Origin of the sequence: Streptomyces griseoviridis, from assembly GCF_005222485.1 — a bacterium.
GTDB classification, from domain to species: Bacteria; Actinomycetota; Actinomycetes; order Streptomycetales; family Streptomycetaceae; genus Streptomyces; species Streptomyces hintoniae.
Genome location: NZ_CP029078.1, coordinates 8,937,816 through 8,962,736, shown reverse-complemented (window position 1 = coordinate 8,962,736; position 24,921 = coordinate 8,937,816). Strand labels below are relative to the sequence as shown.

Genomic DNA, 24,921 nt, shown 5'->3' with positions numbered 1-24,921 from the left:
GCAGCGGATCACCGGCTGGTTGTGCTGCTGGCGGGTGGCGCCTTGCGGTACGACGATTTCTGCGTCGAGCATCTGCACGGCCAACTGGCAGGCAAAGGCTTCGGCTTGTTTCAGGTCCTTCAGTACGGCTACGACGCGGCGCAGGTTGTTGAGCTCGATGAGGTGGGCCGCCCCGATGGCTTGAGCGCGCCAGCGCATGGGTGAGTTGCTCCAGCGGGGACCGGGCAGGGGCGGTGGCTGGGACGTGGATCTGCATCCACTGGTAGGGGCTGAGCACCTCGTCGGCTTCGAGTTCGGGCCGTTCCGCGGTGTGCTGGTGGATGCCGAAGATCGGCTGGTTGGGCATGTTGACGGCCCAGGCGTCCCACATCTGGTCGGCGTGGACGGGAGTTGGTAGGGGATGCAGGGGGTGGCTGTCAGGTAGAGGCGGCTGTGGGCGAGGATGCCGTCGTCGTAGTGGATCGTGGCGTGTGGGTGGTGCGGGTCGATGATGCCTTCGGCGGTGCGGTGGGCTTCCTCGACGATCAGGTGGTCCCAGGGGGCAGGTCGTGGTCGCGGTGGCTTTCGGCGATGAGTCCTGCATCACGGTAACGGGCCAGGACGAGGGATCCCGGGGGCTGTTGGGTCATCCAGTCGGCCAGGTCACCCGCGCTGGCCAGGGTGGTGCCTGCATTGCCGTTGCGGGTGGGCCGCATGTTGAGGGCGGCCAGCGGCCCCGGGCGCACCAGGCGCCAGGTCTTGACCACATGGTGGAGGTAGGTCGGGTCGGGGCCGAGAACCAGGCAGACGGGGCTCGCGGTCTTGCTGGCCAGGGTCGCCGCGATCATGGTTTTGCCTGCTCCGGCCGGCAGGCTGAGGAGCTGGCGCCGGCCGCCGTGGAGCAGCACCTCGGAGAGTGCCGAAGGTGCCGACTGGCGGTCGGCGATCCAGAACGCCGGGTGGTGCCTGCTAGGTTGGGCGAGATCGGGTGGCGGCGTGGGCTTGGCGGTGTCGGCCGGTAGCGTGGCGGTCGTGGGGGTTGCCGGCAGCGCGGCCGGGGCGTTGTCGCAGGCGAGTCCGGGGAGCCATTCCATGGCCAGGGCTTCGACGGAGTCGATCTCTTCGTGGTTGAGGAGTCCTTCGCCGACCATGATGCGCAGGTCGGCGATCCACCGGCCCAGCGGGAAGCGGGTGCCGCCGTGGTCGTCGGCGTAGTCGCCGGGACGCGCAGGTGCTGGTGGCGGCGGAAGAAGCGCCGCGCGGCCCGTAGGCCCTGGGCGTGGGTGCGGGCCTGGTGGCCGTGGGGGCGGCGCAGGGCGAGGGCCAGCGGTCGTGCCGCAGGGCAAGCGCCGCGAGTTGGCTCTGCTGGCCTTTGGTGAGGGTGGGAAGGCGTCGAACTGTTCGTCCAGCCAGCGGGTGAGGTCGTCCGCGTGGGTGGGCAGCGGGCCGCCGGGATGGTCAGGCGCCCGGCTCGGGCGCCGGGTGCACATGCGCTGCCATTCGCGGGGCCAGGAGGGGTCCAGTACGGGGTCGATGTCTTTGAGCGCGCGTTCGTAGGGCGGAGGCAGTGTGCCGTCGGCGGCGGCCTGGCGCTGCTCGGCGAGCCACTGCCCCAGCGGGCGGCCCCGGAATTTATGTGCGGGCTCGGCGAGCAGGTGCCCGTGTTCGCTCGCGTAGGCCTGGCGAGGTGGAAGGTAGGCTCGGTGCTGCCCTTGGGGTGGCTCCAGGTCATCTGCAGGTCGCGAGGGCTGCGGTGCGGGCGGGGTTGAGGTTGCCGGCCAGTTTGAGGGCGCGCTGGTAGCCGAGCCAGCAGCCGAGGTGGAACCCGGCTGCGTCGATGTAGTTACTGGGGACGTTCAAATGGCCCTGGTCGTCGAAGTACTGCTGGGCGGCGGCCATGCCGGTGTCCCAGACGTCGGGCTCGGGCTCCATGATCCGCAGCATGAGTGGGGGCGATCTCCCGCGCGCGGCGGACGGATGGCGATGTCGTTGTGCTGAGCCGGCTGGCCGGGCCGCTGACGGGCAGGCGACGAACACGTGCTCGTCGTACGCCCGCAGAGCGATCATCACCTGGTGCAGGAGGTGGTAGGGGGTGCGAAGTGGCCTCCTCGGGACGCTGCCCAGGGCCGAACACCACAGGAATGATCAAGGTGGCGATCTTGTCGGTGCCGGGGGCGATGCGCAGCGCACGCCGATGGCCTGCACGATGTCGATAGTGGAGCGTTTGGGGTCGGTGAAGAGCACGGAGTCGGCCAGCGGAAGTCGACGCCTTCCACGCACAGCCGGACGTTGCACAGCACGTTCAGGTCACCCAGGGTGCCGCGGGCCGGCGGGAGGCGGGGCTGGCGAACCGGTCGGTGCGTTCTTTGCGGCAGCGCCCGCGAGTGGCCGGAGTGGATGGCGGCCGTCCACAGGCCGTCGGCGTGGCGCCGGGAGATGGCAGCGGTTTCGGGGAGGGTCTCGGCGACGCGTCGCACTGGCACGATGCTGCGGCTGAAGACGACGGTGCGGCGGATGCCGTGCCGGGCCCGTGCCTCGAACAGGGCCAGCTGTCCGGCCGCGACGCGCATGGCGTCGCCCTGGGGGGTACGCAGGCAGCGGCGGCCGTTCAAGGCCAGTGCCGCGCCAGCTGCGGGTCGTGGATCTCCGGGCGGCGATGCGGTAGTCGGCCAGGCGGCCTTCGTGGATGGCCTGGGCAGGGAGTAGCGGTAGGCCACTTTGCCGTACAGGGTGACGTCGTCCATGGAGGCGACCGGCTCGGCGGTGATGCCTTTGTGACGTCCCAGATGCGCGGGTGGCGGTGAGGTAGAGCCGGTGGCGCGCCGGGATGGCGTCGTTGTCGTGGACGATGCCCCAGCGTTTGTTGCGGGCGCCGGCGGTGCGGTGCGCTTCGTCGACGACGATGAGGTCCCAGCGCGGCAGCAGATGCTCCTGGTGGGCCGGGGGGAGTTTGTGCAGCGACTGGTAGGTGACGAACACGCTCGTCGGGCCGTCGGCGGCGCGCAGCCGGGCAGTCAGGTCAGCGGGTCGCGGGTCAGGGTGAGGACCCCGGCGAGCGCGGCCTCGGATGTCTCCTTGTCCGAGCACAGTCCCAGGTAGGTTCCCTTGCGGCCGGCGTCGTACCAGACGCGGGCGGTCTGGTGAGCAGGTCGAGGGTGGGCACCACGACCAGACTGCGGCTGTTCGGGGCGATTTCGTGGGCGATGTGGACGGCCAGGTGGGTCTTCCCGGTGCCGCACGGCATGACGACGAGTTGGCGTTCGGCGCCCATGGCGAAGGCGTTGAGGACGCAGTCGGCGGCGTCCCGCTGCGGCGTCCACAGCTGGCTGGGCAGGCGGGTAACGGCATCGTGCAGCACGGGCGGCTCCCCCTGGGCCGGCGCGGTGAGGATCCCCGGCAGGATGCCGCGCGGCAGGCGTGGCGCGGGCTCGTCTGCGTCCGTTTGTCATCCGTGCGGGTGAAGTTGATGGGCAGGGCACGGATGGCGTGGTAAGGAGGGGCGGCGACCGTGGGCCGACAGACCACGGCGCGGTGCGGCGAGCGGCGGATCGGCCGATGCCGGGGCGCAAGGAGGGTGGGGAACGGTGTACGGCGGGAGACTGGCGGCGCGGCGTGTGCTGCTGCTGGCGGGCGAGTCCAACGCGTCGTATCTGTCCCGGGTGGCCGCCGTGCAGGGGGTGTCGGTGGACTTTCTGCTCGGCGAGCTGGGTGCGGGCCCGCCCGGGCAGCAGGCACTGGCGCCGCATCTGGCTGAGGTGTTCCTCAGCCGTGCCGCCGTCGACCGGCTGGCGGTGATGGTGCAGATGAACTGGCCGCGGCTGCGCCGGGCGCTGCCGCATCTGCGGGAGCCGCATCTGCTGCCGGGACAGCAGGCCCGGTGGGACTGGCCCTGGCAGCCGCTGCCGCACTATCTGGTGCCCGCCTGTCCTCTGTGCGCGGCCCGGCGCGGCGCATCCGAGACGGCAGTGTGGCTGGTGAGGCCGGATGTGTGGACGATCTGCCGGCGACACGACCGGTTCAGCCACGTCCGGCAGGTAGGCACACAAGCGGTCGATGTGCGGCGGCTGCCGGAGACGGTGCGCGCCCACCGCGTGCGGCTGCGCCTGGAGCGGCAGTGGGGTCGGCAGGGGCGTTCTTGTCCGCAGATGCCTTCGCGATCGTCGGATGGTGGTGGCGTCGTTGCCTGTTCGGGCCGGTGTGGCAGGACCGGGCGCGGCGGGCGCACCTGCAGCTGACGGATCCCGGCACGGCATGGCTGCTGCTGTATCCCGAAGCGGTGCAGATGGCCCGGCTACTGCTGCGCCATGAGCGACGGCGTGCCGTGACGCCGGCCTCACAGTGGGGTCGGGCCGAGCCGAACTGGCGGCAGCCGGGTCGAGTTGGCCGCGGCGGCGGGGGTGTCTGCGGGGCGATGGCAGGTACCGGTGGCGGAATGGCTGGCGCTGCACCATCGCTGCGACGCGCCCGCCCGCATGGAGGGCTTCGTGCCCGGCCGCGACGGGCCGGCGCCGTGCGTGAGCGCCGTGGTGCATCACAGCAGTAACGAGCAGGGCGCGCTGGAGGACCGGTGCTGTCTGCCGTGGGAGTGGAGCGACCCGTCGGCGCCCGTCTGACCGTGCGTTCGCGCGAGCACCCCACCCTGCACATTCCGCAAGTGGAACATGCGCTCGACTTATCGCCGGTTCGGGTGGCCGGTGGTGAAGTGCCCTGCCCTGGGGGTCGGGTCGGCCGATGCTGGCCGGGGCTGTTTGCGTGGTCGTCCGCCACGAGGTCAGGGGTGGGAGCGTGCCCGTGTATGCCCGGGACATCACGGTCGTGTACGTCGACCGTTTCGGACGGCAGCAAGCCCTGCCGGTTCAGCGGGCGGGCCGTATCCCGTTCGAGGAGTTGCCGCCGTTGCGGCCGCCGGTGGCCTATCCGGGACGGACTCGTTGTCACCAACGCCGCGGCCCCCGGTCGGCGGCCAGGCGCTGGTGTGTTCCTCGCTGCGTGAGCTGGCCTGCTCGATGCTGCTGGATCGCGACCCGCAGCCGGGGGTGCGCAGCGCCGGCCCGATGGAGCTGCACTGGCAGGGTGAGCGGCCGCACCGTGTGCGGCCGGCGTTTGTCGCCTGGCGTGCGGGGCGCCGCGAGGTGGTGTGCGTGCAGCCGTCCGAGATCACGGAGCAATGGAGCCTGGAGCAGCACGTGTTGGCCACGGCGCCGCAGCCGCGGGCTGGCTGGTGCGGGTGATGGTGCCCCCGCAGGGCCTGGAGCTGGACAATCTCACCCTGATGCACGCGGCCCGCGACGCCGTCGACTGCCCGGAGCAGCTCGAGCTGCTGCTCGACCGGGTGCCCCGTCCGCGCCGTATCTCACGCGCCGTACGGGCGGCCGGACTTCCGCTGCTCAGCGGCGTGGACCTGGCCTACCACCTGCTGTGGAAGGGCGCCCTGCTGTTCGATCCCGGCCACCTGCTCACGCCCGCCACGACCGTGTGGCGCGCCGCCGGTCCTGGGGTTCCGGCGTGAACGGGCACGCCTGGAGCCGCCCCCGCTGTGGGACAGCCTCGCCCTGGGGGACACGGTGCGCTATCGCGGCAACACCTGGAACGTCATCGCGTTCTGCGGGCCCCATGTGTATCTGGAACGGCCCGGGCAGGTGGCGGCGGATCCTCTGGTCATCGTGCAGCGGGCGCTGACGGCGGCGCCGGACTTCGCCGTCGTCAGCCGGCCGGCCAAGCGGACCGTGCTGCCGATGCGAGTCGGTGAACTGCAGGGCCTGCCGCGGGCGTTACGCAAGGAGGCGCAGCGGTGGGAGCGGCACGTCCAAGAGGTCCTGCACGAACAGGCGCCCTGGATTGCCGCCGACACCCCGCCCGCGGCCGCGTTCGACCCCCACCTGCGCACCCTCGAGCAGCGCTGTCAGGCCAAGGCGGACCAGCTCACCGCGCTCGGCCACCAGGTGTCGGCCGCCACCGTAAAACGCAAGTGCGCCGCGTGGCGGGCGGGCGGCCTGATGGCACTGGTCGACAAGCGCAGCCTGCGCGGCGCGTCCCTCACCGGGCACCTCGACGCGAAGGTGATCGACCTGGTGTGGGAGGTCTTGGACGACGAGCGGGAAACGGGCCGCTCGCCGGGCACGCTGTCGCGTCTGATCGACGACGTGAAGCGCCTGATCGCCGCCCGCTACGCGAAAGACGGCAAGCTCCCCAAGGAGTGGCGCTGCAGCCAGGCCACCTGGTACCGGCTGCTGGCCGGCCTTGGCATCACCGCCGAGAACGCGCATGCGGTGGCAGCGGCCCGGTCCGCCGACAGCGCCCACACCGCCAGCTGGTACACCGGGCGTCCGGCGACCCTCGCGCGCTGGCCCGGTGAGCTCGTCCAGATCGACACCACCGGGCTGGATGTCCTGGTGATGGGCGATGACGGGCGGGTGATCTCGGTGGAGTTGACCATCGCCATCGATGTCGCCACCCGCAGCATCATCGGCGCGCTCATCGTGCCCAAACGCCACCGCCGCGGCGACGGCAAAGGCCGGTGGATCGCCGGGCGGGCCACCCGGTCCTTCGACACGGTGCAGGTGCTCGGACAGGCGCTGGCACCGCTGCCGGCCCGGCCGGGCTGGGGCCCCGAGACCCTCATGGAGGGATCCGCCCTGCCCTACGAAGAACTCCTGGCCGCCGACGAGCGGTTCGCCGGCTCCGCCGCCCGCCCCGTCATCAAGCCGCACACCGTGGTCATCGACCATGGATCGCCCTACATCTCCGAGGACTTCACCCGGGCCTGCCTGTCGCTGGGCATCCAGGTACGCAAGGCCCGGCTGCGCACCGCGATCGACAAGGCCATCGTGGAACGGCCATGCGGGCCATCAAATTCGGGTTCAGCCAGTACCTCGCCTCCTACACCCATCACCGTCTGGACCTGCGCGGAAAGAAGGTCCGCAAGCAGCTGGTGTGGACGATTCCCCAGCTGCAGGACCTGTTCGAGCAGTGGGTCGTGCTGCACTGGCAGCAGATGCCGCACGGCGGACTGCGCAGCCCCTTCCATCCCGGGGTGAAGGTCTCCCCCAACGCCATGTACGCCGCCCTGGTGGGCATGCGAGGCTACCGGCGCATCAGCCTGACCGAGAGCCAGACACGCAAACTGCTGCCCGCCTGGTACGTGCGCGTCACCCGCAAAGGCTTTCAGCTCAACAACCGCACCTACAACCTGGAGCGGGGCGGCCTGGACGCCTTCCGCGGCCCGTCCGATCTGGCCTGGCTCAAGGGCCGCTGGGAGGTGCACTGCTCCCCCAACAACCCCGAATTCGCCTGGTTGTTCGACCATCAGGCCGAGGCGCGCGGGGAGGACCCGTGGGTGGAGGTTCCCTTCATCCACCGCCGGCTGCTGCTCGACCGGTGGACGGAGGAAGCCTGGGAGGAAGCCGTACGCATCCACCAGGCCCGGGGCGGCAGCATCCGGGACGAGGTGGCTATCACGCGGGTCCTGGCCGAGCTGCAGCGCACCATGGCCGCCGGGCCGCAGGAGCCGCAGCCCGGCCTCACCACCCCCGCGGCCGCGCCGGCCCGGCCGGCCCCGCCGCGGCCACGTGCGCTTGCGTCCTCGGTCGAAGCCACCGCTGAACTGCCGCCGCTGGACATCGAGTCGGTGCGCCCGTTCCGCTCGCTGGACCGGCCCGCGCGCGATCTGTTCGACACCCCGGAACCGGTACGGGGCGGCGCCCAGAGCCTTGAGGACTTCCTCGCCTCACTGCCTCAGACCCCGCACCCCGACAGCGGCACTCTGCCGCCGGATGACCTCCCGCCCCCGCCAGGAGAACGATCATGACGAGCCAGACCCGCGCACCACGCACCACTGCCACCCGCTCGGCGGCGCCGCTGCACCCACAGGACCTCACCAGCACCGTGCACGGCTGGAACGCGCTGGCGCGCGAGGATCCCCCCTCTCCCCCGCCGCTGCCCGCCGCGCCGCCCAAGGAGGTCGCCGAGGACGATCCGCGGGTGCGCTACCACGGTCGGCTAGGGCTGGTGGAGACCCCCGACATCAGCAAGGGCCTGCTCACCGCGCGCCGCCTGCTGCGTCTCAACGGTGAACGCCGCCACCCCTGCCCCCACGTCGCCATCGACAGCGACTGCCGCGGCACCGGCAAGCGGACCCTGCTGCACCACATCGGCCTGGGCTTTCAGGGCCGACTGGAGAAGCTGCACGGCATCGACGACACCGTCATCCCCGTGGTCTGCCTCAACACCCCGCCCGCCCCGGCACTCCGGCCGACTGGTCCGCCGTCATGGCCACCTTCCTGGGATGGGACCTGTACCGCCACAACGCCGAAGGTCAGCTTGTCCCGCGTATGAAGGACTTCACCGGGCCCGCGCTGCACATGCTGCGCACCAGCCGTACCCGCCTGTGCCTGATCGACGGCATCGACCGGCTGCGCGCCGAAGACCTGCAGCCGACGTTCGACTTCTTCGACTACCTCACTGACGAACTGTCGCTGACCATCTTCTGGAGCGGCATCGGCTCCAGCGACATCCTGCGCGAGGCCCGCACCGCCCGGATCCCCGCCCTGCGCCGGACCGGCCAGAACACCGCCGCGCTGCGGCCCCGCGCGGTGCCCACCCTGTGGGTCAACCGGCTTCCGCCGCGCAGCGCGAAGCACCCCGACGAGTGGGTCAGCGCACTCGCCACCTTCGACGGCAAACTGCGGCTGATCCAGCACGTGCCGGGCACTCTGCTGAAATACCAGAAAGTGCTGTACCGCATCACCGACGGGCTCATGGAGCACCTCGCCCCGCTGATCGGCATGGCCGGCCAGCTCGCGATCCTCGACCACAGTGAAGCCCTCACCCCCGATGTGCTGCGGGACGCCGCCGCCTACCTCGACCTGCCCGCCGGCGACGACATCGACAGTCTCTGGGCAAGCGATCCCGAGCCGGAGGTCACGGACGCCCCCACCACTACAACGGACCGTACGGTGTGAAGGCGCCTGGCAGTCGGCTACTCGTGCATGGTCAGCGGTGCCCGCACATAGGTCGTTCGGCCGGCCCAGATCGCACCGTCCACACACGTCGGATCAGCCATCGGCCCGGTAATGATCACAACATCCCCCGCCGCGGCGACAGCCCGCCGCCACGCTGCTGACGACGGCATTGTCCCTTCGTAGAAGCACAGCCCGTCCGGGAAGGACACGCTCAGCATGTCGCCGGGCAGGCGCAGTTGCGCACTCCAACCAGCCGTGCGCTCAGGGGCGAACAGCGTGCTCGTCGACAGAGGTTTCCCTCCTGCCTCGCGCACGAGGAACTCCACGACGTCCGCCACCTCTACCTCGCCCTGCGCAGTCTCCATTTTCATGGTCATGGGCTGCAGCATGAAGATCACAGCCTGATCGGCGAAGTGCCCGCTCTGCGCCCTCAGTTGCGATTCACCGGGGCCAATGTCGAGCGGCTCCTGACTTCGGGGATGATCCGCGCTCAGCGCGGCCACCAGGGCCACGGCCGTGTCCGCCGCATCCCGCCGCTCCTGCATCGTGCAGTCCGCGCTCGTGGCACTTCCCGTCCGCGCGCCGTCGGCCCACGGCTGTGCAAGTCTGCGGAACGCGGCCGAGGTTCGCACGACGGCGTCCGCCGACCCGTCGCCGTCCAGGAGTGCCGCAGGGAACCCGCCGTAGACCTCCAAAGCGATCACACACGCCCACTCCATCAGCTTGCCGACCGATCGAGCGTCCGTCGCCACGCGATCCAGCAGAACCGACCGGCACCCCTGACAGCCGTCCAGCGCCGCGTCGTACAACTGGTCCATCACAGCAGCCCGCGCCCCGAAGTCCGGCACGTAACATTCCGAGGGCGCAACGAACCGCCGCCCACGATCTCTCGCATGATCGTGCACATGATCGGCGGCAGCGACGAGCTTCTCCACAGCCCCTCCAAGGCAGTCCCGTCAGTCCAGCCCATCGTCTCGGCGCTTCGAGAACCCCCACCCCAAAAGCGCTGAAACCACCACGCGGAGGCCGATGCTTCGGTACGGAGCCACAGGGACAGCGCCAGCCCGCCCTGCCCCCACGAACCCAGCAACCAGGCCAGGCCACAAGATCGCGCCCGTTCCGATCAGCGCCCAGATCCTCAGGAGTTCTCACTGGATCTGCGCCCTTCTCAATCAACCTGCACCACAGCAGGCCAGAGCACATACAGCGGGACACACTCCGTTCTCAACTATCTGCAACCCCGCAGCTCACAGAGCGCCCAGGATGCATTCTCGATGAGAAGTCACAGGCGGCGATCTCCTTGAGCTGCTGGTCGGTGGCGCCTGCTTCCTGGGCGTCGAAGAGGCGGGCGGCGTAGCGGGGCGGCAGCGCGATGGTCAGGTGCCGGATGCGGTCCTGGTCCGTCGACCCGATCGGCGCGGTGTAGCCCATGCGGGCGCAGGTGTCGATGACGATGCCGCCGGTGGTCGCCGCCTTCTGCCGGGCCTTCGCCCGGATCTGCGGCTGCCACCGCTTCTTCACCTCGCGCTCCAGGCGGGCGGCGAGGTCGGCGCGGGGCTTCTTGATCTGGTCCTTCACGTACCGCTCGACGGTGCGCTGGGAGATCCGCAGCATCTGGGCGACCGCCTTGGTGCCCCCCAACTGTTTGACGAGGTAGCGCATCTGCGGGCCCGCACTCTTGGGCGCCGGGCGGGTGAACGCCTTCTGCACCGCGGCGTCCAGGCCGTCCCCGAACAGGCTCATCGCGCTCTACCTACTCCCCGGTGTCCTGGTCGGTGACGGTGCCGTCCTTGATGTACCGGGCGAGGTTGAGGTCCGGGGCGTTGAACTGCTCGCGAACGCCCTCGCCCCACAGCACGCTCTGCGTGCCCTCCCACTTGACCAGCCCAGGGTTCACGCCGAGCTTGAAGCCGCCCGGCAGTGGCTTGCCGTCCCGGTAGGGCAGGAAGTCCAGCGGGGAGGGCCCGTCGGAGGCGTAGACGGCGCAGTCCGAGAGGACCGCCACCGGGTGCTGCCCGGTGAAGGCTGCATGCTTGACGATCTTGCGGTGCATGTTGATCCGGGTCCGGGAGATGACAGCGGCGCGGATGTCCGGGCGCCACGTCGGCCGGGCAAGGGCCCGCCACGGCTGCCCGGGTTTCCAGCCCTCCCCGCGCGGGCGCTCGCGCAGCTTGCCGATGCCGCCCTTCACGGTCGCCTTGACCGCGGACACCACGATCGCCAGCTGAGGGTCCCGCTGCCGGTAGCCGTCCATCGCCCTCAAAAACTCCTCCGGCGACAGGTCCGCGCCCACCCCGAGGTCGGCCATCGTGGCGAGGTAGGCATCGCGCAGCCGGTTGTACCAGCCGTCCAGGTAACGGCCGTTCTCGTACCGGACGTACGCCTCGATCGGGCGCACCTCGTAGCCCAGTTCGACCGCGTACGCGACGGTGGGCGTGGCGTACCACGCCGGGCCCTCGGGCCGTTCGCCCTTCGGCGTGAACGGGCTGGGCAGCAACGAGCCGTCCAGGTCCACCCACGTGTCCTTGGCGACCTTCACCCTCGACAGGTCGACGTGGGACAGGTCGACCAGCCACGCGCCGGGCAGCTTCGCATCGAAGGCGGGGTTCTTGACGTGCGTTGGCGCGCCCAGGCCGACCGTGAGGCCGTTCGCGCCGGCGGCGAAGGCCATGTTCACGTCGATGCCCACCAGATGGGGGCGAAGGCATTCGGCGTCGGTGAGTGGGCGCGCCCAGTCGTACGCCTCCTCCACCAGGACCTCAGCCGGGGTGCGGTGATGGAAGCGCGGCAGGTCTGCGAGCAGCGGGTGGCCGTCGGGGGCCTCGCACGGCGCGCAGTCCACTGGATCCTTCCCCAGCGAGCCGGGGTTGTGCTCGGAGTGCCTCTTGCCTGTCTCGTCGGGTTCGGAGGCGCGGGTCGGCGGGTGCAGGGCGTTCATCAGCTCCAGGCCTGTGACGGCGGTGGAGCCGCGCGGCGTCATCACCCGGGCCGCATACGTGCCCAACAGCCGGGCCAAATCCGCCGGCGGCAGCTGCCCCGTGTTGGCCCAGTGCCGGGTGTCCAGCGCGTCCCACGACGGGATGCACAACTGCACGCACGCCCGCTCCGAACCCTGCGCGGGGCGGTAGATCCTCGCCCACGGCCCGAAGCCGCGCTTGGTCAGCTTCCAGTCGGCGCGCGTCAACTGCTTGATGACCTTGTGGCCCTCCGGGATCCGCCCGGCCAGGCGCTCCTCTTTTGTGATCGTGACCGGCAGGCCGTAGTGCTCCAGTGCAGCCTCCGTGAGGACGAGCAGCGGATCGGCGCCCTTGCCCGGACCGGACAACTTCGGCTGACCGAGCCGCCCCTCACTCAGCGTCCACTCCACCAAGGCCGGAACGGACTTCGCCGGTACGTCTAGGACCAGGCCGCCGACGCAGTACGCCAGCACCTGGCCGTCTTCGACGTCGACGACCGCGAGCGGCCCGTTCTCGAACCGCGCATCGACACCACCGGCTGGGCTGCCGACGGGGGCGGCCTTACGCGCGGGCGGCCGACGCGACGTCGGCCTGGTCGTGGCCACCGGATGCGGCACAGCGGCGGGGCGCAGCGCGGTGTCCTCGGAAACAGGCTCCAGGATCCGGTCTGCGGTTGGTTCGGTGCGAGCTTTGGCCGGTTCAGCGACCGATGGCGCAGGAACGGCCGGGACGGCAGGCGTCTCGGGGACCGCCGTGTCCTCAGAGGGCACCGGGGCGTTGGCGGGGTAGAGCTGGGCGAGCTGCTTGAGCATACGGGCGTACGCGTCGCGCTCCGGCGGCCGCGGCTCGGTCTTGCCGGCCTCCCAGCCGCTGACCGTCGCGCGCCGCACCTGCAGTGCGGCGGCCACCTCGTCCAGCGTCAGACCGTGCGCCTGGCGCAGCCGTTTGCGTTCCGCCGGGGGCGGCAGCGTGGAGCGGGACGAGACCAGCGCGTCGACCGCGTCGAACAGCTCGGACATACAGAACCTCCTGCCCCAGACCCTAGCGTGAAGCGCACCTTTCGCGTACCAAGCACGTACGGATGGCGTAAATGGCGGTTGGGGGTTCACGGTTGCTTCGGGAAGGGCGTTCTCGGGTTTGGGTTACTGCTGTCTTTAGCCGAGTGCTGCAGCTGGTGTCCTGGCTATGCCTGAACTGGTCGGGGAGAGCGGCTTGGTGTGAGAGATCTGGGAGAGCAGACGGCCGCCGTGCACCAGCCATCGCGGGGGCAGAACGCTCGGGGGCGGGCATGGGTGAGATCGTCAAAGGGCTCGAGCGGGCGTTGCTGACCCGTCCCGTACCTACGAGTGATGCCGCTGTGCGCTTCCTACTCAGGGCGGAGAAGGGCTCCACGAAGAACGTGGCTGTCCTCCTGGGGATCTCCCAACGCACGGTACAGAGGTGGGTCACCACCCGGCCGGGAATGCGCCGCCGTCCCAGTGCTGTGCATACGGGGCTGATCGATGAGGCCGTCAGGGCACGGTGGCAGCCCCTGGTGCGCGCCCGCCGAAGGGCCCGGGCCGAGGCCGACGGGTTTGTCCTCCACACCAGGGCGCGGTTCGGATTCGCCGCTCCGGCAGGCTCGTCGGACGACCCGCGGGTACGGCTCATCACCCAGCACCTGTCGGGAGAAGTGGCCCGCGAGCTGTTCGCCGCCCGGGACGCCGGCGGGGGCGAGCAGCAGCAGATGGTGATCCTCGCCCGAGCGCTGGGGCATGCCTACTTCCGGGACGGAGGCCTGCGCGCCCACGGTCTCGGGATCGCCTTCACCGACGTCGAGTTCGCCGATTTCTCCATCGACTGACCGTGCAGCAGGGTTCGCACTCAGCGCGAGGGCGGCCTCTGGTTCCGTGTCAGCATCGCGTCGTAGTGCTGTGCTTCCTTGCGTTCGCGCCAGTCCCACTGGATACGGCCGGCAGGGCCGGTGTGTTGGCCGGCGGGCGGCTGGGGCGGGCAGAGCCGGGCTACCTCCGCCACGCGCAGCAGATGGGTGCGGTCGTGAGGGCCTGCCAGCAGATGCTGGTCCTGTCCAGGAGCGAGCCGGGCGAAGCAGACGGCGGCCTTCAGGAAGACGCGCGCCCACGGCGGCACGCGGTGGGTGGCGCAGCCGTCGGTGTAGCGGGCGCGGTCATGCAGGGCCAGAGTGGCCGCGGCGTCGTCGTAGTCGCCGGGACGGGCGGTGGCGAGCTGCTGGAAGGAGACACCGGTGAAGAGCGCGACAGCAAGGGCTGCGGCCAGGCGGGGGTGGGCCGTCACGGTGGCCAGACGGCGGGCGGCTTCCCGGACTGCCTGCTCGGTGAGCAGTGCGGGTGGCGGGCGGTGCCGGAAGACGATCGGCGGCGGCGTGCACGGGGCGGTACATGGAGCGGGGCTGTCGTAGGAGACGAGGCGGTCCAGCACGGGCAGGGTGAGCCACCGGTTGGCCGACCGGGCGGGCTCGTCAACAAGCGGGGATACGGCGGCCGGTGTGCCGTAGTAGTGGCGGCGGGCGGCCTGGAGGTCAGCGGTGACGCAGTAGTCGGCCGTCTGCAGGGCCTGGTGCAGGGCGGCGGGAAGGTGAGGGCGGTGGCAGACCAGCGTCAGGTGGATACCGGTGAGGGTGCGCAGCTCCAGGAGGCGCATCGTGCGGCGGGCGGTGAGGCGGTGAGCGCGCAGGACAGTCAGCCGGGTGACGGGCACGGCAGTGATCCATGCGGTGGCGGCTTCCCAGGCGGGCTGACGGCCGGCGGGAAAGCCGCCCGGGAGCAGGGGCGGTTTACCCAGGGCGACGAGAAGGTCGTGGGCAAGACCGGTTTCGCTGGTGGTGCCCGGTCCGGGGTGCAGGGTGATCCGGCCGGACGGCACGTGGTGGGCGGCCAGAGCGGTGCGCGTGTGAACCGCATCGTCGCCCGGGTCGATGACCACGGCGACGGGCGACGGCACGGCGGGCGGCATGGCGGCGTGGTGGTCAGGCGAGGCGGCTGAAGGCCCAGCGCAGCAGTTCCTGATCCACACGGGGTCGGCCGGTGCGGGCCAGGCCGGTGCGGGTGTGGGCGGTCAGCTGGGCCCAGGCGCGGAAGTTGCCGTGCGCGGCGTGACTGTCGGCGAAGGCGATGGCCTCGGGGTCGGCGTCAGCCCAGACCGGGTGGAACAGCGGGATCACCTCGAGGACCTCGTCGGGTGTGAGGCGGGAGAACTGCTGCCAGATGAAGACACGGGAGGACAGCATCGGTTCGCGGCGCAGCACGGTGTGGCAGCCCGCGCCACCGACGAAAATGATGGCGAGCTGGGTTGAGGGTTCGTCCCAGAGGTAGCGGAAGTATTCGAACGCCTCCCCGTTGAGCCACTGGGCCTCGTCGACGAGGAAGGTACGGGGGCGTTCGGCCAGGGCCGTCTTCAGCAGACGGTCGAACTCGCTGGGGTGGCGCGGTGGCTCGCCGGCCAGGTCGAGCGCGGTGAACAGTTCGTAGCGCACCGCGCGGGCCGTGGGCCGGGCCCGGAAGGTGATCTTTCGGACATCCTCGCCGGGTTCGAGTGCGCGCAGGCAGGTGTTGACAGCGAGGGTCTTGCCGAAGCCGGCCCCGCCGTGGATGCACATCATGGCGCGGGCAGCGACCGTGTCGGTGATGTTCTCCCGGGCAGTGAGCAGGGCGCGGGTGGTGACCACGGAGGCGTCGGGCAGGTCGACGTACTGGTAGGTGGCCGCGGTCACGAGGCGTCTCCGTCTTCGTCGGTGGTGGGAGGTGCGGGCCGCCCGCCTGGGCCGTCGGGGGCGGAAGCGCCGTCACGGCCGTACGGGTACCGGACGGGCGGGCCTGGCGTGGTCAGCGCGGCCAGGGAAGCCGGGGTGCGCCAGTCGGCCGGTGGCGCGGCGTGCGGGATGAGGTCCGGCATCGCGAGCTGCGCGAGGTCGGAGTCGGCAGTCTGGGCGAGTTCGGCCTCGGCCTGGGCGGTGGTCAGCGCGCCGAGCCGCCGGGGGGCCTCGGGCTGGTTCACGGCGGCGTAGCGCTCGCGCTGCGAGGCCTCCAGGTCCTTCTTCAGGCGGCGGGCACGAGCGGCCCGCGCCCTTCGTACGGCGCTGATCTGTTCGTCGGTGGCCTGGTCGGCCAGGTCCGCGGGGCCCAGGTAGCGGCCGGTGGCGGCGTGGTAGACCTCGATGCGGTGGTCGTGGTGGGGCATGAAGCGGATGCGGACCTGGATCCCGGCCTGGCCGGTCATCCACGGCCCCACGTAGTCGCGCCTTTTGAAGCGGATGCCGCGGGTGGTCAGCGTGCGGGTGCCGGCGTCCTCCAGGGTGAACGTCCACAAATCCGCGGCCGGCACATCCCGCAGCGGGGTGGGATCGTCCTGCCACGCCTCAAGCGGAGTCTTGCCCCGCAACGGCGCCGGGCGGTGCTCGGTGTTCCACCAGAGCGTCCAATCCAGCAACCGGGCGGTGAAGTCCTCAAAGCCCAGCAGCACTTCGTCCTTCGGACGGGAAGCACGTTTGCCGGGGCGCGACTGGCGGGCGTAGCCGGGCAGCGAGGCCAGGAACATGCTCTCCACCGCCCGGTTCAGGCCCTCCACGGTGCCCTTGAGGTGGGGGGTGTAGGCGGGCAGGTCCTCCACCGTCACGTCCAGGAGATCGAACGCTGCGGTCACCGTCCGGGACAGGAAGTCCTTGCCACGGTCCACCCGTACCTTCTCGGGCACGCCGCCGAACGGACCGTAGGGTTCCTCGCGCAGGACCGCGGAGCGCAGCGCGGCCAGCACCGACTCCCGCGACGGATCCCCCGGCGCGACCGCGACGCCAGTGATCGCGTTCGTCGCGCAGTCGGTGAACCAGGTGATCCACGGCCTGCGAGCCTTGCCCTCGACGTCGACCAGCACCGGCGCCTGCATGTGGTCCGTCTCCCACACCTGATTGCGCCAGCCCCGCGGCCGGGCCAGGAACACATCATGCTTGCGCGCCTCCCGCTCCCCTCCCGCAAGTCCGGCCCGCTCCCCGGGCGTCAGATCACGGCGGATCGCCCGGTGCAGCGTCGTCAGCGACGGCGCGTCTGCAGGCGGAGACTGCGTGGCAGCACGCAGGACCAGTTCGCGGTGGACCGCCCGCACGTTCCCCTTCCACAGCGCCAACAGTCCACGGACCTCGGGCGTGACCGTGAACCTTGCATCGACCCGGGAGCGTGCGCCGGGGTTGGCAGCCGCGGTCTCATCGCTCTGAGCGGTGGCCAGCCAGCGCCACACCGTGCGCTCCGACACCCCTAGCGCGTCCGCGGCCACCCGTACATGGACTGCTGTCAGCTTCTTCGCTGCCCGCAGGGCGAGCAGCCGCCGCACGGCCGGACCGCGCAGCGCCGTCCTGGACGCCGCAGGCAGTCCGCCGTCTGGGCGGATGGCGTCGCCGTCCTTCATGTCAGCTCCCCTCAGGCGGGTGGGACGTCGTGTGCTTGCCGGTGGCCGGGAGCATGCGATCGCCTCCCGTCCCTTGCAGGAGCGCTTTCGTTCACAGTGGCGGCGCGACCCGCTGGAACAGCCGCCTCAGCAAGGCCCGGTCGATGGACGCGTCAGCGGTGGCGAGCAGCGCGTTCTGCAGGTGCGCAGTCAAAGCGGCCCACGTGCGGAACGTGCCGTGCGCGCACGACCGGTCGATCCACGTCAGGTCCGGGGCCGGTACGGTGCGCCACAGCGGATGGAAGCCGGTCACCACGGTCGCCACTTCCGCTCCGGTCAAGCGTGGAACCTCCTGCCACGCGACCACCCGCGATGCCAGCTGCGGCAGCCGGGACAGCGCCCGCTCGCTGCCCGCCCCGCACAGCACCAGCGTGATCCGGGTGCCGGGGTGGTCCCACAGGCTCTGCAGGTACTCCAGGCACGGCACGGGCAGGCGCTGTGCCTCATCGACCACCAGCACCCGCGCCTCACCCAGAGCCCCCGCGACCGCGGCGTCGGCCAGCGCAGATGTGTGTGGGAAGCGGCCCGCCAGCGCCAGCGCGTCGAATACCGCCCGCCTCATGCCGGCCACCGACGGGCGCACCGGTACCGGCACCCACGTCACCTTCCAGCCCGGGGGCACTTCGCTGAGCGCCATCCGCACGGCGGCGGTCTTGCCCCGGCCCGGATTGCCGAAGACACACACCGCGCCCTGGGTCGCCATCGCCTGCCCGACCGCCTCGGCCACCGCCCGCACCAACGACGTCCGCACCAGCTGCGCTCCCGCCGGCAACGCCACACCTGCCAGCGCACCGTTCTCCCCCACCTGCAAGCTCCCGGTCGCCTCTGGTACGAGACGCGGCAGCCGGAGCGCAGCCACTTTCGCCGCGCCTGCCTCACGCGGCCCGGCCAGAGCGAGGTCAGCGAGTGCCTGCCGCGTTTGCTGTTCTTCCCGCTCCCGCCGCGCCACCGCGCGGTCCGGCAGGATCCTGCCGGCCTGAAGGTCCCGGCGCACCGCCCGGTGCAACGACGCCAGGGAGGGCACCTCGCCCCCGGCTGCCTTCAGGTGCCGGTGCAGCGCCGCAACGTTCCCGCCCGCCTGAGCCAGTGCCTCCCACATCTGGTCGGACAACTCCAGCCGGGCCCGCGGCCTGTGCTCGACACGGCCCTCCGTCCGCGCCGCATCCAGCCAGCGCCACACCGTGCGCACATTCACCCCGCCGACCTGGGCGCCCGCACGCACATGGGCCGTGGTCAACGCCCCGGCCGCCTCGAGCTCCAGCAGCCGCGCAACCAGCACCGGTCTGGACACCCTCAACCCCGCCGTGACCCCACCCCACGCGCCCGGCTGCCCCACCCCGCCCCCTTTCGCCCGCGCAAAACCCGACACGGACCACCGTGCCGCCGCGCAGCCCTCGGAAAGATCAGAAGTGCCGTTCTCAAGACAGTGGAGCGGAGTGGGGTGTACCGGCCTATGACAGCCGCACCGCTACAGAAACCGCCCCACGACAGTGACCACGCCCTTCCTCAACGCCCGACCAGCGAAAACACCCAGCTCTGATGTGCCGTCACTGACCCCCACCCACTGACACCAAACCGGCACATCGCACAAAGCCTGGCTCCAAGGCAAACGCAACCCCACCAAAAAAAACCTCCAACGCATCGAAACCGCCTACCACACCCTCCGCCGCCAAAACGTAGCCCGCTACCTCCTCACACGCCTCAACCGCAACGGCCAAGGAACCAGAGTCGAAATCCACCCCCTCAACCAATCCCACGTCCCCCGACCCCACCAACGCACCCTCCAACACAGAACCCTGAACGTCCGTCACTGGAACCGCATCATCGACGCCTGGACCCGCACAGACACCCACGCCCTCGACAACGCATGGATCAACGACGCAGCCACACACCTCGGCTCCTCCTGGGGCCAATACGACTACGTCACCACCATCGGCTTCGCCGCATAACCCCCACCACAACAACCCACCACACCAGCCACCCACAAGAAGCACTCAAGCCCTAAGACGTCATTTCAGTTGGTGTGATCTTGCGGCAGTCTGGGGTGATGACTGCTGCGCTTGTCGAACGGTTGGCGCCGGAGGACCTGTGGGAGTTGTTCCAGCGAGTAGTCCCGCCGGCCCCGGAACGCCCGCAGGGTGGCGGGCATCGGCGGCGAGGGGACCGTGAAGTGCTGGCCGTGATCATCTTCGTGGCTACCTCGGGCTGCACCTGGAACCAACTGCCGCCCGGCTTCGGCCTGTCGGTCGTGACCGCCTTTCGTCGGTTCACCGAGTGGACCGAGGCCCGGGTGTGGGCCAAGCTCCACCGGCTGGTCCTGGACGAACTTGGTTCCCGCGGCGGACTGGACTGGTCGCGGTGCGCGATCGACTCCGTCAGCGGGCCCTCAAAGGGGGCAGCTGACGGGACCGAATCCGACCGACCGCGGCAAGAAGGGTTCGAAAATCCACCTGATCGTGGACCGCCGTGGTCTGCCTCTGTCGATCGGGATCTCCGCGGCGAACCTCCACGACAGCCAGGCACTGATACCGCTGGTCCGCGGCATCCCGCCGATCCGTTCACGTCGCGGTCCCCGCCGCCGACGGCCCGGCAAGCTGCACGGGGACAAGGGCTACGACTACCGCCACCTGCGACGATGGCTGGCTTCCCACGGCATCCGGCACCGCCTGGCCCGTAAAGGCATCGAGTCATCCCAACGCCTGGGCCGGCACCGCTGGGTCGTGGAGCGGACCGTGTCCTGGCTGTCCGGTTGCCGACGCCTGCACCGCCGCTACGAGCGCAAGCCTGAACACTTCCTCGCCTTCACCGCCATCGCCGCGACATTCATATGTCACCGCCGACTCACCAACTGAAATGACGTCTTAGAGCCTCGCCGACGCCGGCTACCAGGGCATGGGCTCGCAGACCGGCGGCCGGGTGATGACGCCCCCGCATCGCTAGTTCAAGAACAACACCCCCGACTGGCACGAGGAGATGTCCGAGCGTCAGCACAAGGCACACTCCTCGCGTCGCATCCGGGTCGAGCACGGCATCGCCCACCTGAAGAACTGGCGGGCCCTGGCCCGCCACCTCGGCCGTCGCGAGCACATGAGCGACACCGTCCAGGCCGTCGCCAGCCCACTCTCCGACCAGCAGACCGCAGACCTGCACTCGACACGGCAGACATGAGCACGGCCCCACCGAAGTCCTCGACGTCTCACCGCTTGTCGTGCACGAGCCCGTAAAGGCTGTCCCGCAAATGGTCGTTGCCAGTGCGGATGACGTCTGAGTGAGACCGAACTGCGCGCACACCTACTGGGCCTGCACCCGACACGCCGACCCTGGTACGAGCCGGCGCCGGAGTGCCGCTGGCTTTCGGGCGGGTGGCGCACGAGCTGGGGCGGCGCCTGATGGTCCTGCTCCCGGAACACGGCGACGCGTTCCCGGCGGCGACGAGGGCAAGCTGCGGGCGCACCGGGAGCTGCTGGCCTTGGGCGCGCAGATCTAAATGCTGCCGTTCGAACCGCTGGACCGGGACGCCTGTGTGAGCGCGGACGAACGGCTGGTCGCCGGGTGCAACCGACTGGCCGTCTGGGACGGCTCACCGTGCAGCGGTCGGGGCGCCACGGCCCATGTGGTCACCTAGGCCCGGACCCGTGGGGTCGCCGTGGACGTCGTCTGGCCCGCGGGGGCCGCGCGTGAACGGGCCCGGCACGCCGCGTCGGTGCGCGTGTCCTGAGCGTCCCGCGGGCGTGCGACGGCTCACCCGGGCGGCGTACTGCCGGTCTTCCGCACGTGGGTGGTGTCGGCGTCCAGCGGGGCGCCGTCGGTGCCGGTCGGCCTTAGTTCCGGCACGCGTGCGCCGTGCTGGTCGACCAGGGTGGAGTGCGGTTCGCCGGGCGCGAAGGCGTGGCGCTCCCCCCACTGGCGGAGAGTGAGCAGGACAGGGAAGAGGGCGCGGCCCGCGTCGGTGAGCACGTACTGCCGGCGGCGGCCCGAGGGCGCGGTCCGCTGGGTCAGGATTCCGTGGTCGGTGAGCTTGCGCAGGCGGTCGGTGAGGATGTTGCGGGCAATGCCGGTCCGTCGCTGGAACTCGGTGAAGGACCGCGCCCCGTCCATCGCGTCCCGCACGACAAGGAGGCTCCACCGGTCGCCGACCAGGTCGAGCGTGCGGGCCACCGGGCAGTCGGGATCGGTCCAGGCGGCGTTCGGTAGGCCGGTGGAAGTGCTCGGCACGACACCTCCCCATGAGTTGCGGATTGAGACCATCATGCCCTACGGTCAAAATGGTTTCACTATGCTACTTATTGCGATCGGGAGTTCGATGGACGTCTGGCGACGGTTGCTCCTCACGACCGTGTGCGGTGTCGCGGTGGCGAGCATCTACTCTGCGCAAACAGTGCTGCCGCCGATGGGGGACAGCCTCGGGGTGTCAGCGGAGCAGACCGGGTGGATCGTCTCCGTCGGCCAGTTCGGCTACCTGGTCGGCCTGGTGCTGCTCGTGCCGCTCGGCGATGTGGTCACCAACAGGCGTCGGCTGATCGCGGTGCACCTGGCCGTCACCGCGGCGGGCCTGTTCGTGACTGCCTCGGCCTCGGCCGCGTGGACGGCCTTCGCCGGGCTCGCCCTCGCCGGTATGTTCGCCGTCGTCGTCCAGACCACGGTGGCCTACGCCGCGACTGTCTCACCGCCCGCCGAGCGCGGACGCACCATCGGTGTCGTGACCTCCGGCGTAGTGTTGGGCATCCTGGGCGCGCGGTTCGTCACCGGCGTGCTCGCGCAGGCGTGGGGCTGGCGCAGCATGTACATCGCGCTCGGTGCACTCGCTCTCGCCCTCGCGGCCCTTGTCCTGCGCGCCCTGCCCCCTGAGGGCGACACTCGCCGGCCCGTCGGCTACCGGCAGGCCCTCGTCTCGCTCGGCGGCCTTTTCGGGGAGCGGCTTTTCCTGACGCGCGGCCTCATCGCGTTCTTCCTGTTCGCGTCGTTCGGCACCCTGTGGAGCGGCCTGTCCCTGCCGCTCACGGACGCGCCCCGGCACCTGAGCGAGAGCCAGATCGGACTATTCGGCATCGCCGGACTGGTCGGCGCGCTCGGCGCGGCACGCGCCGGACGGTGGGCAGACGCCGGACGGGCGGTCCAGGCCAGCGGCCTCGCGCTGACGCTGCTCATCGTCTCCTGGGCCGCCATCGCGGAGTTGTCCTCGTCGTTGTGGCTGCTCGCCGTCGGCATAGTGGTGCTGGACTTCGCGGTCCAGGTCGTGCACGTGAGCAACCAGCACGTGCTCACCACCGCGCACCCGGAGCGCACCAGCAGCGTCATCGGCGGCTACATGGTCTTCTACTCCCTCGGCTCCGCCCTTGGCGCGGCCGCCACTACCTCCGTCTTCTCCTCCCACGGTTGGGGCGCCCCCAGCCTCCTCGGGGCAGCGTTCGCGACCTGCGCGCTGATCGTGTGGGCGACCGACGCCCGCCGGCGCGGCGCCGCCCCGCGGGACGGCGCCGGAACCACGGACGCGCGCCGCGAGGAAGAACGGCAGAGCGACGACGCTGAGCAGGTCGTCCCGGTGTCGGACCGCTCCGGGGTCTTCTGAGGGCGCCCCGGTCACCTGCCCCACGACAGCAGGCCCGGGCCGCGGTCCGCGCCCGCACCGATGCAGGTCCTCCACCCTCCCAAAGAGTGATCGCGTCCCTGACAAACCCGGCCAATCGTGTCGACTGCGTCAGGAACCAGAACGCACGCGATGTCGTTTTCACCGTGAAGATCGACTTCAAGGACAGGAACGGCTTCACCGTCGTCGACACCGGCAGCCAGGTGTCCGTGCCCGCGAAGGGCAGGCAGACCCTGCGCGTGGCCGTCGCCGGTGCGGGACGTCTGGACGACATCGATCACTGCGAGGTCCATCCGACAGCCACCGCCGACTGGTGACGAGCCGACAGAGCCACAGAGGTCAGGAGATTCGGGGCTCTGGTGACCCCAGGCACTGCGCCCGGCACAGGCTCAATTCGCAGGAAGGGCCACAGCGCGGCGGGCCTGGATAGCCCCCCTCCTCGGGGCGCCCTTCGGGAATCGTGGGAACGGCTACGAGATGTTCACGGCGCACGGTCGGCGCCCACGAGGACGGAAGAGTCCCGCCTACAACCTCGTCGATCGGCAGTCGGTCAGCGAATGCGCCATCTGCAAGAAGCTGACCAAGCTCGTACCGTCCAAGGACCGCCACGAACCGTGGTGCCTGACACCGCAACTGCACCATTTGGCTTCCCCCACAGCAACGTCGACGCCGGACCGGTCAGCGAACTCCTCAACTTCCCTCCAAGGTTGAGTGGTTGGGATATGGAGGTCTGGGGTGATGGTGGCGGAACGTACAGCAACCCTGCATGGCCTCCGGCCGTTGGAGCCGACTGCCTCGCCACGCTGACGTCTTCCATGTGGGAACCGCCGTCCGGGTCGACCAACTCGCCCCCTTCGCGCGCGCCTTGACGCAACATCTGGAATCGTCCGCCCTGCGGGAGTTGAGGCACACGGAGCGTTGATGCCCGTGCGACGAGGGAGGGCCGTGGGACATGCGCCTGGAACGAAGAAGTGCAGCGCCTGGCAGGGCTGTTGTGGTGACGGGAAGTTCGGGGCGGGTGGGGGCGGCGCTGGCCGGCGCCTTCGACGCGGTCGGCTGGGAGGTTCATGGCGTGGACCGGGTACCCGGCCGCTGGACGAGTGTCGTCGGGGACCTGCGGGAGCGGTCCGTACGGGCGGTCGCGTTGCGGTCGGCCGACGTCCTGGTCCACGCCGCCGCGCTGCACGCCCCGCACGTCGGGCGGCTGAGCGACGAAGAGTTTCGGGCCGTGAACGTCGACGTGACCGCGGAACTGCTGGAGGCCGCCGTCGGTCTCGGTGTCCAGCGCGTCCTCTACATCAGCAGTACCAGCGTCTACGGGCACGCTCTGGTACCCGTCGACCGCACGGTCTGGGTGGACGAACAGCTCGCACCTCTCCCCCGGGACATCTACGACGAGACCAAACTCGCCGCCGAGGAACTGGTCGCCGCCTGCCCTCTCCCCTCGGTCACGCTGCGCATAGCGCGGTGTTTCCCGGAGCCGCTGCCTGTGCTGGCCTCTCACCTGCTGCACCGGGCGGTCGACGTAACCGACGTGGCCGCGGCCGGAGTTCTGGCCGCTTCGCACGCCGATGCGACCGGCACGTTCAATATCTCCGGGCCCCACCCGTTCCGCCGGGAGGACTGCCTCGCCCTCTACCACGATGCGGATGCGGTCCTCGCCGATCGGCTTCCGGACGTGCACGCGGTCTTCCGGGAGCGGGGGTGGACAGTGCCCGACCGCCTGGACCGCGTCTACGACTCCACCGGCGCCTCAAAAGCCTTCGGGTACAGGCCTGTTCGCGGGATCCGGCAGCTTCTGCGGGATGTCGCTGACGGGCAGAGTGCCTGACGGTCCCCCGGCACCGGTCCCACCCGCGCGCGTCCGACGTCGGGTGCGCAGCCCGTCGTCGGCCGCGGGCATGGTCCGCCCACGTCTGGGGGGGCTTGCTCGGTTGGTCTTATGTGCTTGAGGCGCGCCGGGGCGAGATCGATAGCGGAGTCA

At 70.5% G+C, this 24,921-nt stretch carries 27 protein-coding genes and 2 pseudogenes; 15 read left to right on the top strand and 14 right to left on the bottom strand.

The window, feature by feature from the left end; all coding sequences use genetic code 11:
- From DDJ31_RS38715 to DDJ31_RS38690, 6 genes and pseudogenes are all read right to left on the bottom strand, one after another.
- Nucleotides 1-198, bottom strand: a 198-nt coding sequence (locus tag DDJ31_RS38715) for a hypothetical protein (protein ID WP_171480967.1), incomplete at its 3' end; no start/stop codon positions are given.
- Between the two features lie 326 nt (nt 199-524).
- Complete coding sequence (locus DDJ31_RS39590; RefSeq protein ID WP_171480966.1) at nt 525-1,130, bottom strand: hypothetical protein; 606 nt, start codon at nt 1,128-1,130, stop codon at nt 525-527.
- A 390-nt stretch (nt 1,131-1,520) separates the two neighbouring features.
- Nucleotides 1,521-1,706, bottom strand: a pseudogene (locus DDJ31_RS39975) (helicase associated domain-containing protein); the annotation flags it as partial.
- Between the two features lies 1 nt (nt 1,707).
- Nucleotides 1,708-1,911: a helicase associated domain-containing protein gene (locus DDJ31_RS38700; protein ID WP_171480965.1), complete on the bottom strand. Its 204-nt coding sequence runs from the start codon at nt 1,909-1,911 to the stop codon at nt 1,708-1,710.
- Between the two features lie 375 nt (nt 1,912-2,286).
- The gene (locus DDJ31_RS39970) at nt 2,287-2,958 is read right to left on the bottom strand and encodes a DEAD/DEAH box helicase family protein (protein ID WP_171480964.1); all 672 of its coding nucleotides are present in this window, start codon (nt 2,956-2,958) and stop codon (nt 2,287-2,289) included.
- A 55-nt stretch (nt 2,959-3,013) separates the two neighbouring features.
- Nucleotides 3,014-3,337, bottom strand: a complete 324-nt coding sequence (locus DDJ31_RS38690; RefSeq protein WP_171480963.1) for a DEAD/DEAH box helicase family protein — start codon at nt 3,335-3,337, stop codon at nt 3,014-3,016.
- Between the two features lie 256 nt (nt 3,338-3,593).
- On the opposite strand from DDJ31_RS38690, the gene DDJ31_RS38685 reads away from it, so the two are divergent.
- The 7 genes from DDJ31_RS38685 to DDJ31_RS38655 all read left to right on the top strand — a co-directional run bounded on the left by DDJ31_RS38685 (nt 3,594) and on the right by DDJ31_RS38655 (nt 8,939).
- A complete protein-coding gene (locus DDJ31_RS38685) occupies nt 3,594-4,214 on the top strand; it encodes a TniQ family protein (RefSeq protein ID WP_171480962.1) in 621 nt (206 codons plus the stop codon).
- A 189-nt stretch (nt 4,215-4,403) separates the two neighbouring features.
- A complete protein-coding gene (locus tag DDJ31_RS38680) occupies nt 4,404-4,592 on the top strand; it encodes a hypothetical protein (RefSeq protein ID WP_171480961.1) in 189 nt (62 codons plus the stop codon).
- Nucleotides 4,593-5,146: 554 nt separating this feature from the next.
- Nucleotides 5,147-5,488, top strand: a complete 342-nt coding sequence (locus DDJ31_RS38675) for a hypothetical protein (protein WP_171480960.1) — start codon at nt 5,147-5,149, stop codon at nt 5,486-5,488.
- 55 nt (nt 5,489-5,543) lie between these two features.
- A complete protein-coding gene (locus tag DDJ31_RS38670; RefSeq protein WP_171480959.1) occupies nt 5,544-7,016 on the top strand; it encodes a hypothetical protein in 1,473 nt (490 codons plus the stop codon).
- Nucleotides 6,956-7,786 (top strand): hypothetical protein, encoded by an 831-nt coding sequence (locus tag DDJ31_RS38665; protein ID WP_171480958.1) that lies wholly within the window; start codon nt 6,956-6,958, stop codon nt 7,784-7,786. Before DDJ31_RS38670 ends, DDJ31_RS38665 begins: the two co-directional genes overlap by 61 nt.
- Nucleotides 7,783-8,313, top strand: coding sequence for a hypothetical protein (locus tag DDJ31_RS38660; protein WP_171480957.1), 531 nt, complete (start codon nt 7,783-7,785; stop codon nt 8,311-8,313). Before DDJ31_RS38665 ends, DDJ31_RS38660 begins: the two co-directional genes overlap by 4 nt.
- Nucleotides 8,310-8,939, top strand: coding sequence for a hypothetical protein (locus DDJ31_RS38655; RefSeq protein ID WP_171480956.1), 630 nt, complete (start codon nt 8,310-8,312; stop codon nt 8,937-8,939). The genes DDJ31_RS38660 and DDJ31_RS38655 overlap by 4 nt, the downstream gene beginning before the upstream one ends.
- A gap of 17 nt (nt 8,940-8,956) precedes the next feature.
- Here DDJ31_RS38655 and DDJ31_RS38815 read toward each other — a convergent pair whose 3' ends face one another.
- From DDJ31_RS38815 to tap, 3 genes are all read right to left on the bottom strand, one after another.
- On the bottom strand, nt 8,957-9,874 hold the full coding sequence (locus DDJ31_RS38815; protein ID WP_206280770.1) for a hypothetical protein: 918 nt from the start codon (nt 9,872-9,874) through the stop codon (nt 8,957-8,959).
- Nucleotides 9,875-10,163: 289 nt separating this feature from the next.
- Entirely contained in the window at nt 10,164-10,682 is a 519-nt protein-coding gene (gene tpg / locus DDJ31_RS38645; protein WP_346656299.1) for a telomere-protecting terminal protein Tpg, read from the bottom strand.
- A gap of 10 nt (nt 10,683-10,692) precedes the next feature.
- Nucleotides 10,693-12,915: a telomere-associated protein Tap gene (gene tap / locus DDJ31_RS38640; RefSeq protein WP_127175782.1), complete on the bottom strand. Its 2,223-nt coding sequence runs from the start codon at nt 12,913-12,915 to the stop codon at nt 10,693-10,695.
- Nucleotides 12,916-12,986: 71 nt separating this feature from the next.
- Here tap and tpg (DDJ31_RS40145) point away from each other — a divergent pair, with 71 nt between their 5' ends.
- Nucleotides 12,987-13,739: a telomere-protecting terminal protein Tpg gene (gene tpg / locus DDJ31_RS40145; RefSeq protein WP_437184208.1), complete on the top strand. Its 753-nt coding sequence runs from the start codon at nt 12,987-12,989 to the stop codon at nt 13,737-13,739.
- 20 nt (nt 13,740-13,759) lie between these two features.
- On the opposite strand, the gene DDJ31_RS38630 is transcribed toward tpg (DDJ31_RS40145), so the two are convergent.
- The 4 genes from DDJ31_RS38630 to DDJ31_RS38615 all read right to left on the bottom strand — a co-directional run bounded on the left by DDJ31_RS38630 (nt 13,760) and on the right by DDJ31_RS38615 (nt 18,641).
- Entirely contained in the window at nt 13,760-14,869 is a 1,110-nt protein-coding gene (locus DDJ31_RS38630; protein WP_240677913.1) for a hypothetical protein, read from the bottom strand.
- Nucleotides 14,870-14,882: 13 nt separating this feature from the next.
- Nucleotides 14,883-15,626, bottom strand: coding sequence for an ATP-binding protein (locus DDJ31_RS38625; protein WP_127175784.1), 744 nt, complete (start codon nt 15,624-15,626; stop codon nt 14,883-14,885).
- Entirely contained in the window at nt 15,623-17,236 is a 1,614-nt protein-coding gene (locus tag DDJ31_RS38620) for a Mu transposase C-terminal domain-containing protein (RefSeq protein ID WP_431029105.1), read from the bottom strand. The genes DDJ31_RS38625 and DDJ31_RS38620 overlap by 4 nt, the downstream gene beginning before the upstream one ends.
- 166 nt (nt 17,237-17,402) lie before the next feature.
- Nucleotides 17,403-18,641, bottom strand: coding sequence for an ATP-binding protein (locus DDJ31_RS38615; protein WP_240677914.1), 1,239 nt, complete (start codon nt 18,639-18,641; stop codon nt 17,403-17,405).
- A 298-nt stretch (nt 18,642-18,939) separates the two neighbouring features.
- Between DDJ31_RS38615 and DDJ31_RS39580 the strand changes: the two are divergent.
- The 4 genes and pseudogenes from DDJ31_RS39580 to DDJ31_RS39575 form a co-directional block, all read left to right on the top strand.
- Nucleotides 18,940-19,299: pseudogene (locus DDJ31_RS39580) on the top strand (transcriptional regulator); the annotation flags it as partial.
- Nucleotides 19,300-19,397: 98 nt separating this feature from the next.
- A protein-coding gene (locus DDJ31_RS38610; protein ID WP_127175787.1) for an IS5 family transposase occupies nt 19,398-20,202 on the top strand; the annotation gives its coding sequence in 2 pieces (ribosomal slippage) (nt 19,398-19,741 and nt 19,740-20,202; 807 coding nt in all).
- Nucleotides 20,203-20,323: 121 nt separating this feature from the next.
- Entirely contained in the window at nt 20,324-20,518 is a 195-nt protein-coding gene (locus tag DDJ31_RS38605; protein WP_240677915.1) for a transposase family protein, read from the top strand.
- Nucleotides 20,519-20,837: 319 nt separating this feature from the next.
- Nucleotides 20,838-20,975: a hypothetical protein gene (locus DDJ31_RS39575; protein ID WP_240677916.1), complete on the top strand. Its 138-nt coding sequence runs from the start codon at nt 20,838-20,840 to the stop codon at nt 20,973-20,975.
- 116 nt (nt 20,976-21,091) lie between these two features.
- Here DDJ31_RS39575 and DDJ31_RS38595 read toward each other — a convergent pair whose 3' ends face one another.
- Nucleotides 21,092-21,598 carry a winged helix-turn-helix transcriptional regulator gene (locus tag DDJ31_RS38595; protein WP_431029107.1) on the bottom strand — a complete coding sequence of 169 codons (507 nt, stop codon included), beginning with the start codon at nt 21,596-21,598 and terminating at the stop codon, nt 21,092-21,094.
- A 55-nt stretch (nt 21,599-21,653) separates the two neighbouring features.
- Here DDJ31_RS38595 and DDJ31_RS38590 point away from each other — a divergent pair, with 55 nt between their 5' ends.
- From DDJ31_RS38590 to DDJ31_RS38580, 3 genes are all read left to right on the top strand, one after another.
- Nucleotides 21,654-22,919, top strand: a complete 1,266-nt coding sequence (locus tag DDJ31_RS38590; RefSeq protein WP_127175789.1) for an MFS transporter — start codon at nt 21,654-21,656, stop codon at nt 22,917-22,919.
- A gap of 164 nt (nt 22,920-23,083) precedes the next feature.
- The gene (locus DDJ31_RS38585; protein WP_164784803.1) at nt 23,084-23,254 is read left to right on the top strand and encodes a hypothetical protein; all 171 of its coding nucleotides are present in this window, start codon (nt 23,084-23,086) and stop codon (nt 23,252-23,254) included.
- Nucleotides 23,255-23,889: 635 nt separating this feature from the next.
- Nucleotides 23,890-24,768 carry an NAD-dependent epimerase/dehydratase family protein gene (locus tag DDJ31_RS38580; RefSeq protein WP_127175790.1) on the top strand — a complete coding sequence of 293 codons (879 nt, stop codon included), beginning with the start codon at nt 23,890-23,892 and terminating at the stop codon, nt 24,766-24,768.
- The last annotated feature ends 153 nt before the right edge of the window (nt 24,769-24,921 follow it).

Excerpts from the sequence above, each read along its gene's own strand:
- DDJ31_RS38630 (WP_240677913.1), bottom strand. The coding sequence starts at position 14,869 with ATGCCGCCCGCCGTGCCGTCGCCCGTCGCCGTGGTCATCGACCCGGGC.
- DDJ31_RS38660 (WP_171480957.1), top strand. The coding sequence starts at position 7,783 with ATGACGAGCCAGACCCGCGCACCACGCACCACTGCCACCCGCTCGGCG.
- DDJ31_RS39575 (WP_240677916.1), top strand. The coding sequence starts at position 20,838 with ATGCTGCCGTTCGAACCGCTGGACCGGGACGCCTGTGTGAGCGCGGAC.
- tap (WP_127175782.1), bottom strand. The coding sequence starts at position 12,915 with ATGTCCGAGCTGTTCGACGCGGTCGACGCGCTGGTCTCGTCCCGCTCC.
- DDJ31_RS38580 (WP_127175790.1), top strand. The coding sequence starts at position 23,890 with ATGCGCCTGGAACGAAGAAGTGCAGCGCCTGGCAGGGCTGTTGTGGTG.
- DDJ31_RS39590 (WP_171480966.1), bottom strand. The coding sequence starts at position 1,130 with ATGGTCGGCGAAGGACTCCTCAACCACGAAGAGATCGACTCCGTCGAA.
- DDJ31_RS38590 (WP_127175789.1), top strand. The coding sequence starts at position 21,654 with ATGGACGTCTGGCGACGGTTGCTCCTCACGACCGTGTGCGGTGTCGCG.
- DDJ31_RS38595 (WP_431029107.1), bottom strand. The coding sequence starts at position 21,598 with ATGGTCTCAATCCGCAACTCATGGGGAGGTGTCGTGCCGAGCACTTCC.
- DDJ31_RS38675 (WP_171480960.1), top strand. The coding sequence starts at position 5,147 with ATGGAGCCTGGAGCAGCACGTGTTGGCCACGGCGCCGCAGCCGCGGGC.
- DDJ31_RS38655 (WP_171480956.1), top strand. The coding sequence starts at position 8,310 with ATGAAGGACTTCACCGGGCCCGCGCTGCACATGCTGCGCACCAGCCGT.
- tpg (WP_346656299.1), bottom strand. The coding sequence starts at position 10,682 with ATGAGCCTGTTCGGGGACGGCCTGGACGCCGCGGTGCAGAAGGCGTTC.
- tpg (WP_437184208.1), top strand. The coding sequence starts at position 12,987 with ATGGCGGTTGGGGGTTCACGGTTGCTTCGGGAAGGGCGTTCTCGGGTT.
- DDJ31_RS38700 (WP_171480965.1), bottom strand. The coding sequence starts at position 1,911 with ATGGAGCCCGAGCCCGACGTCTGGGACACCGGCATGGCCGCCGCCCAG.
- DDJ31_RS38605 (WP_240677915.1), top strand. The coding sequence starts at position 20,324 with ATGTCCGAGCGTCAGCACAAGGCACACTCCTCGCGTCGCATCCGGGTC.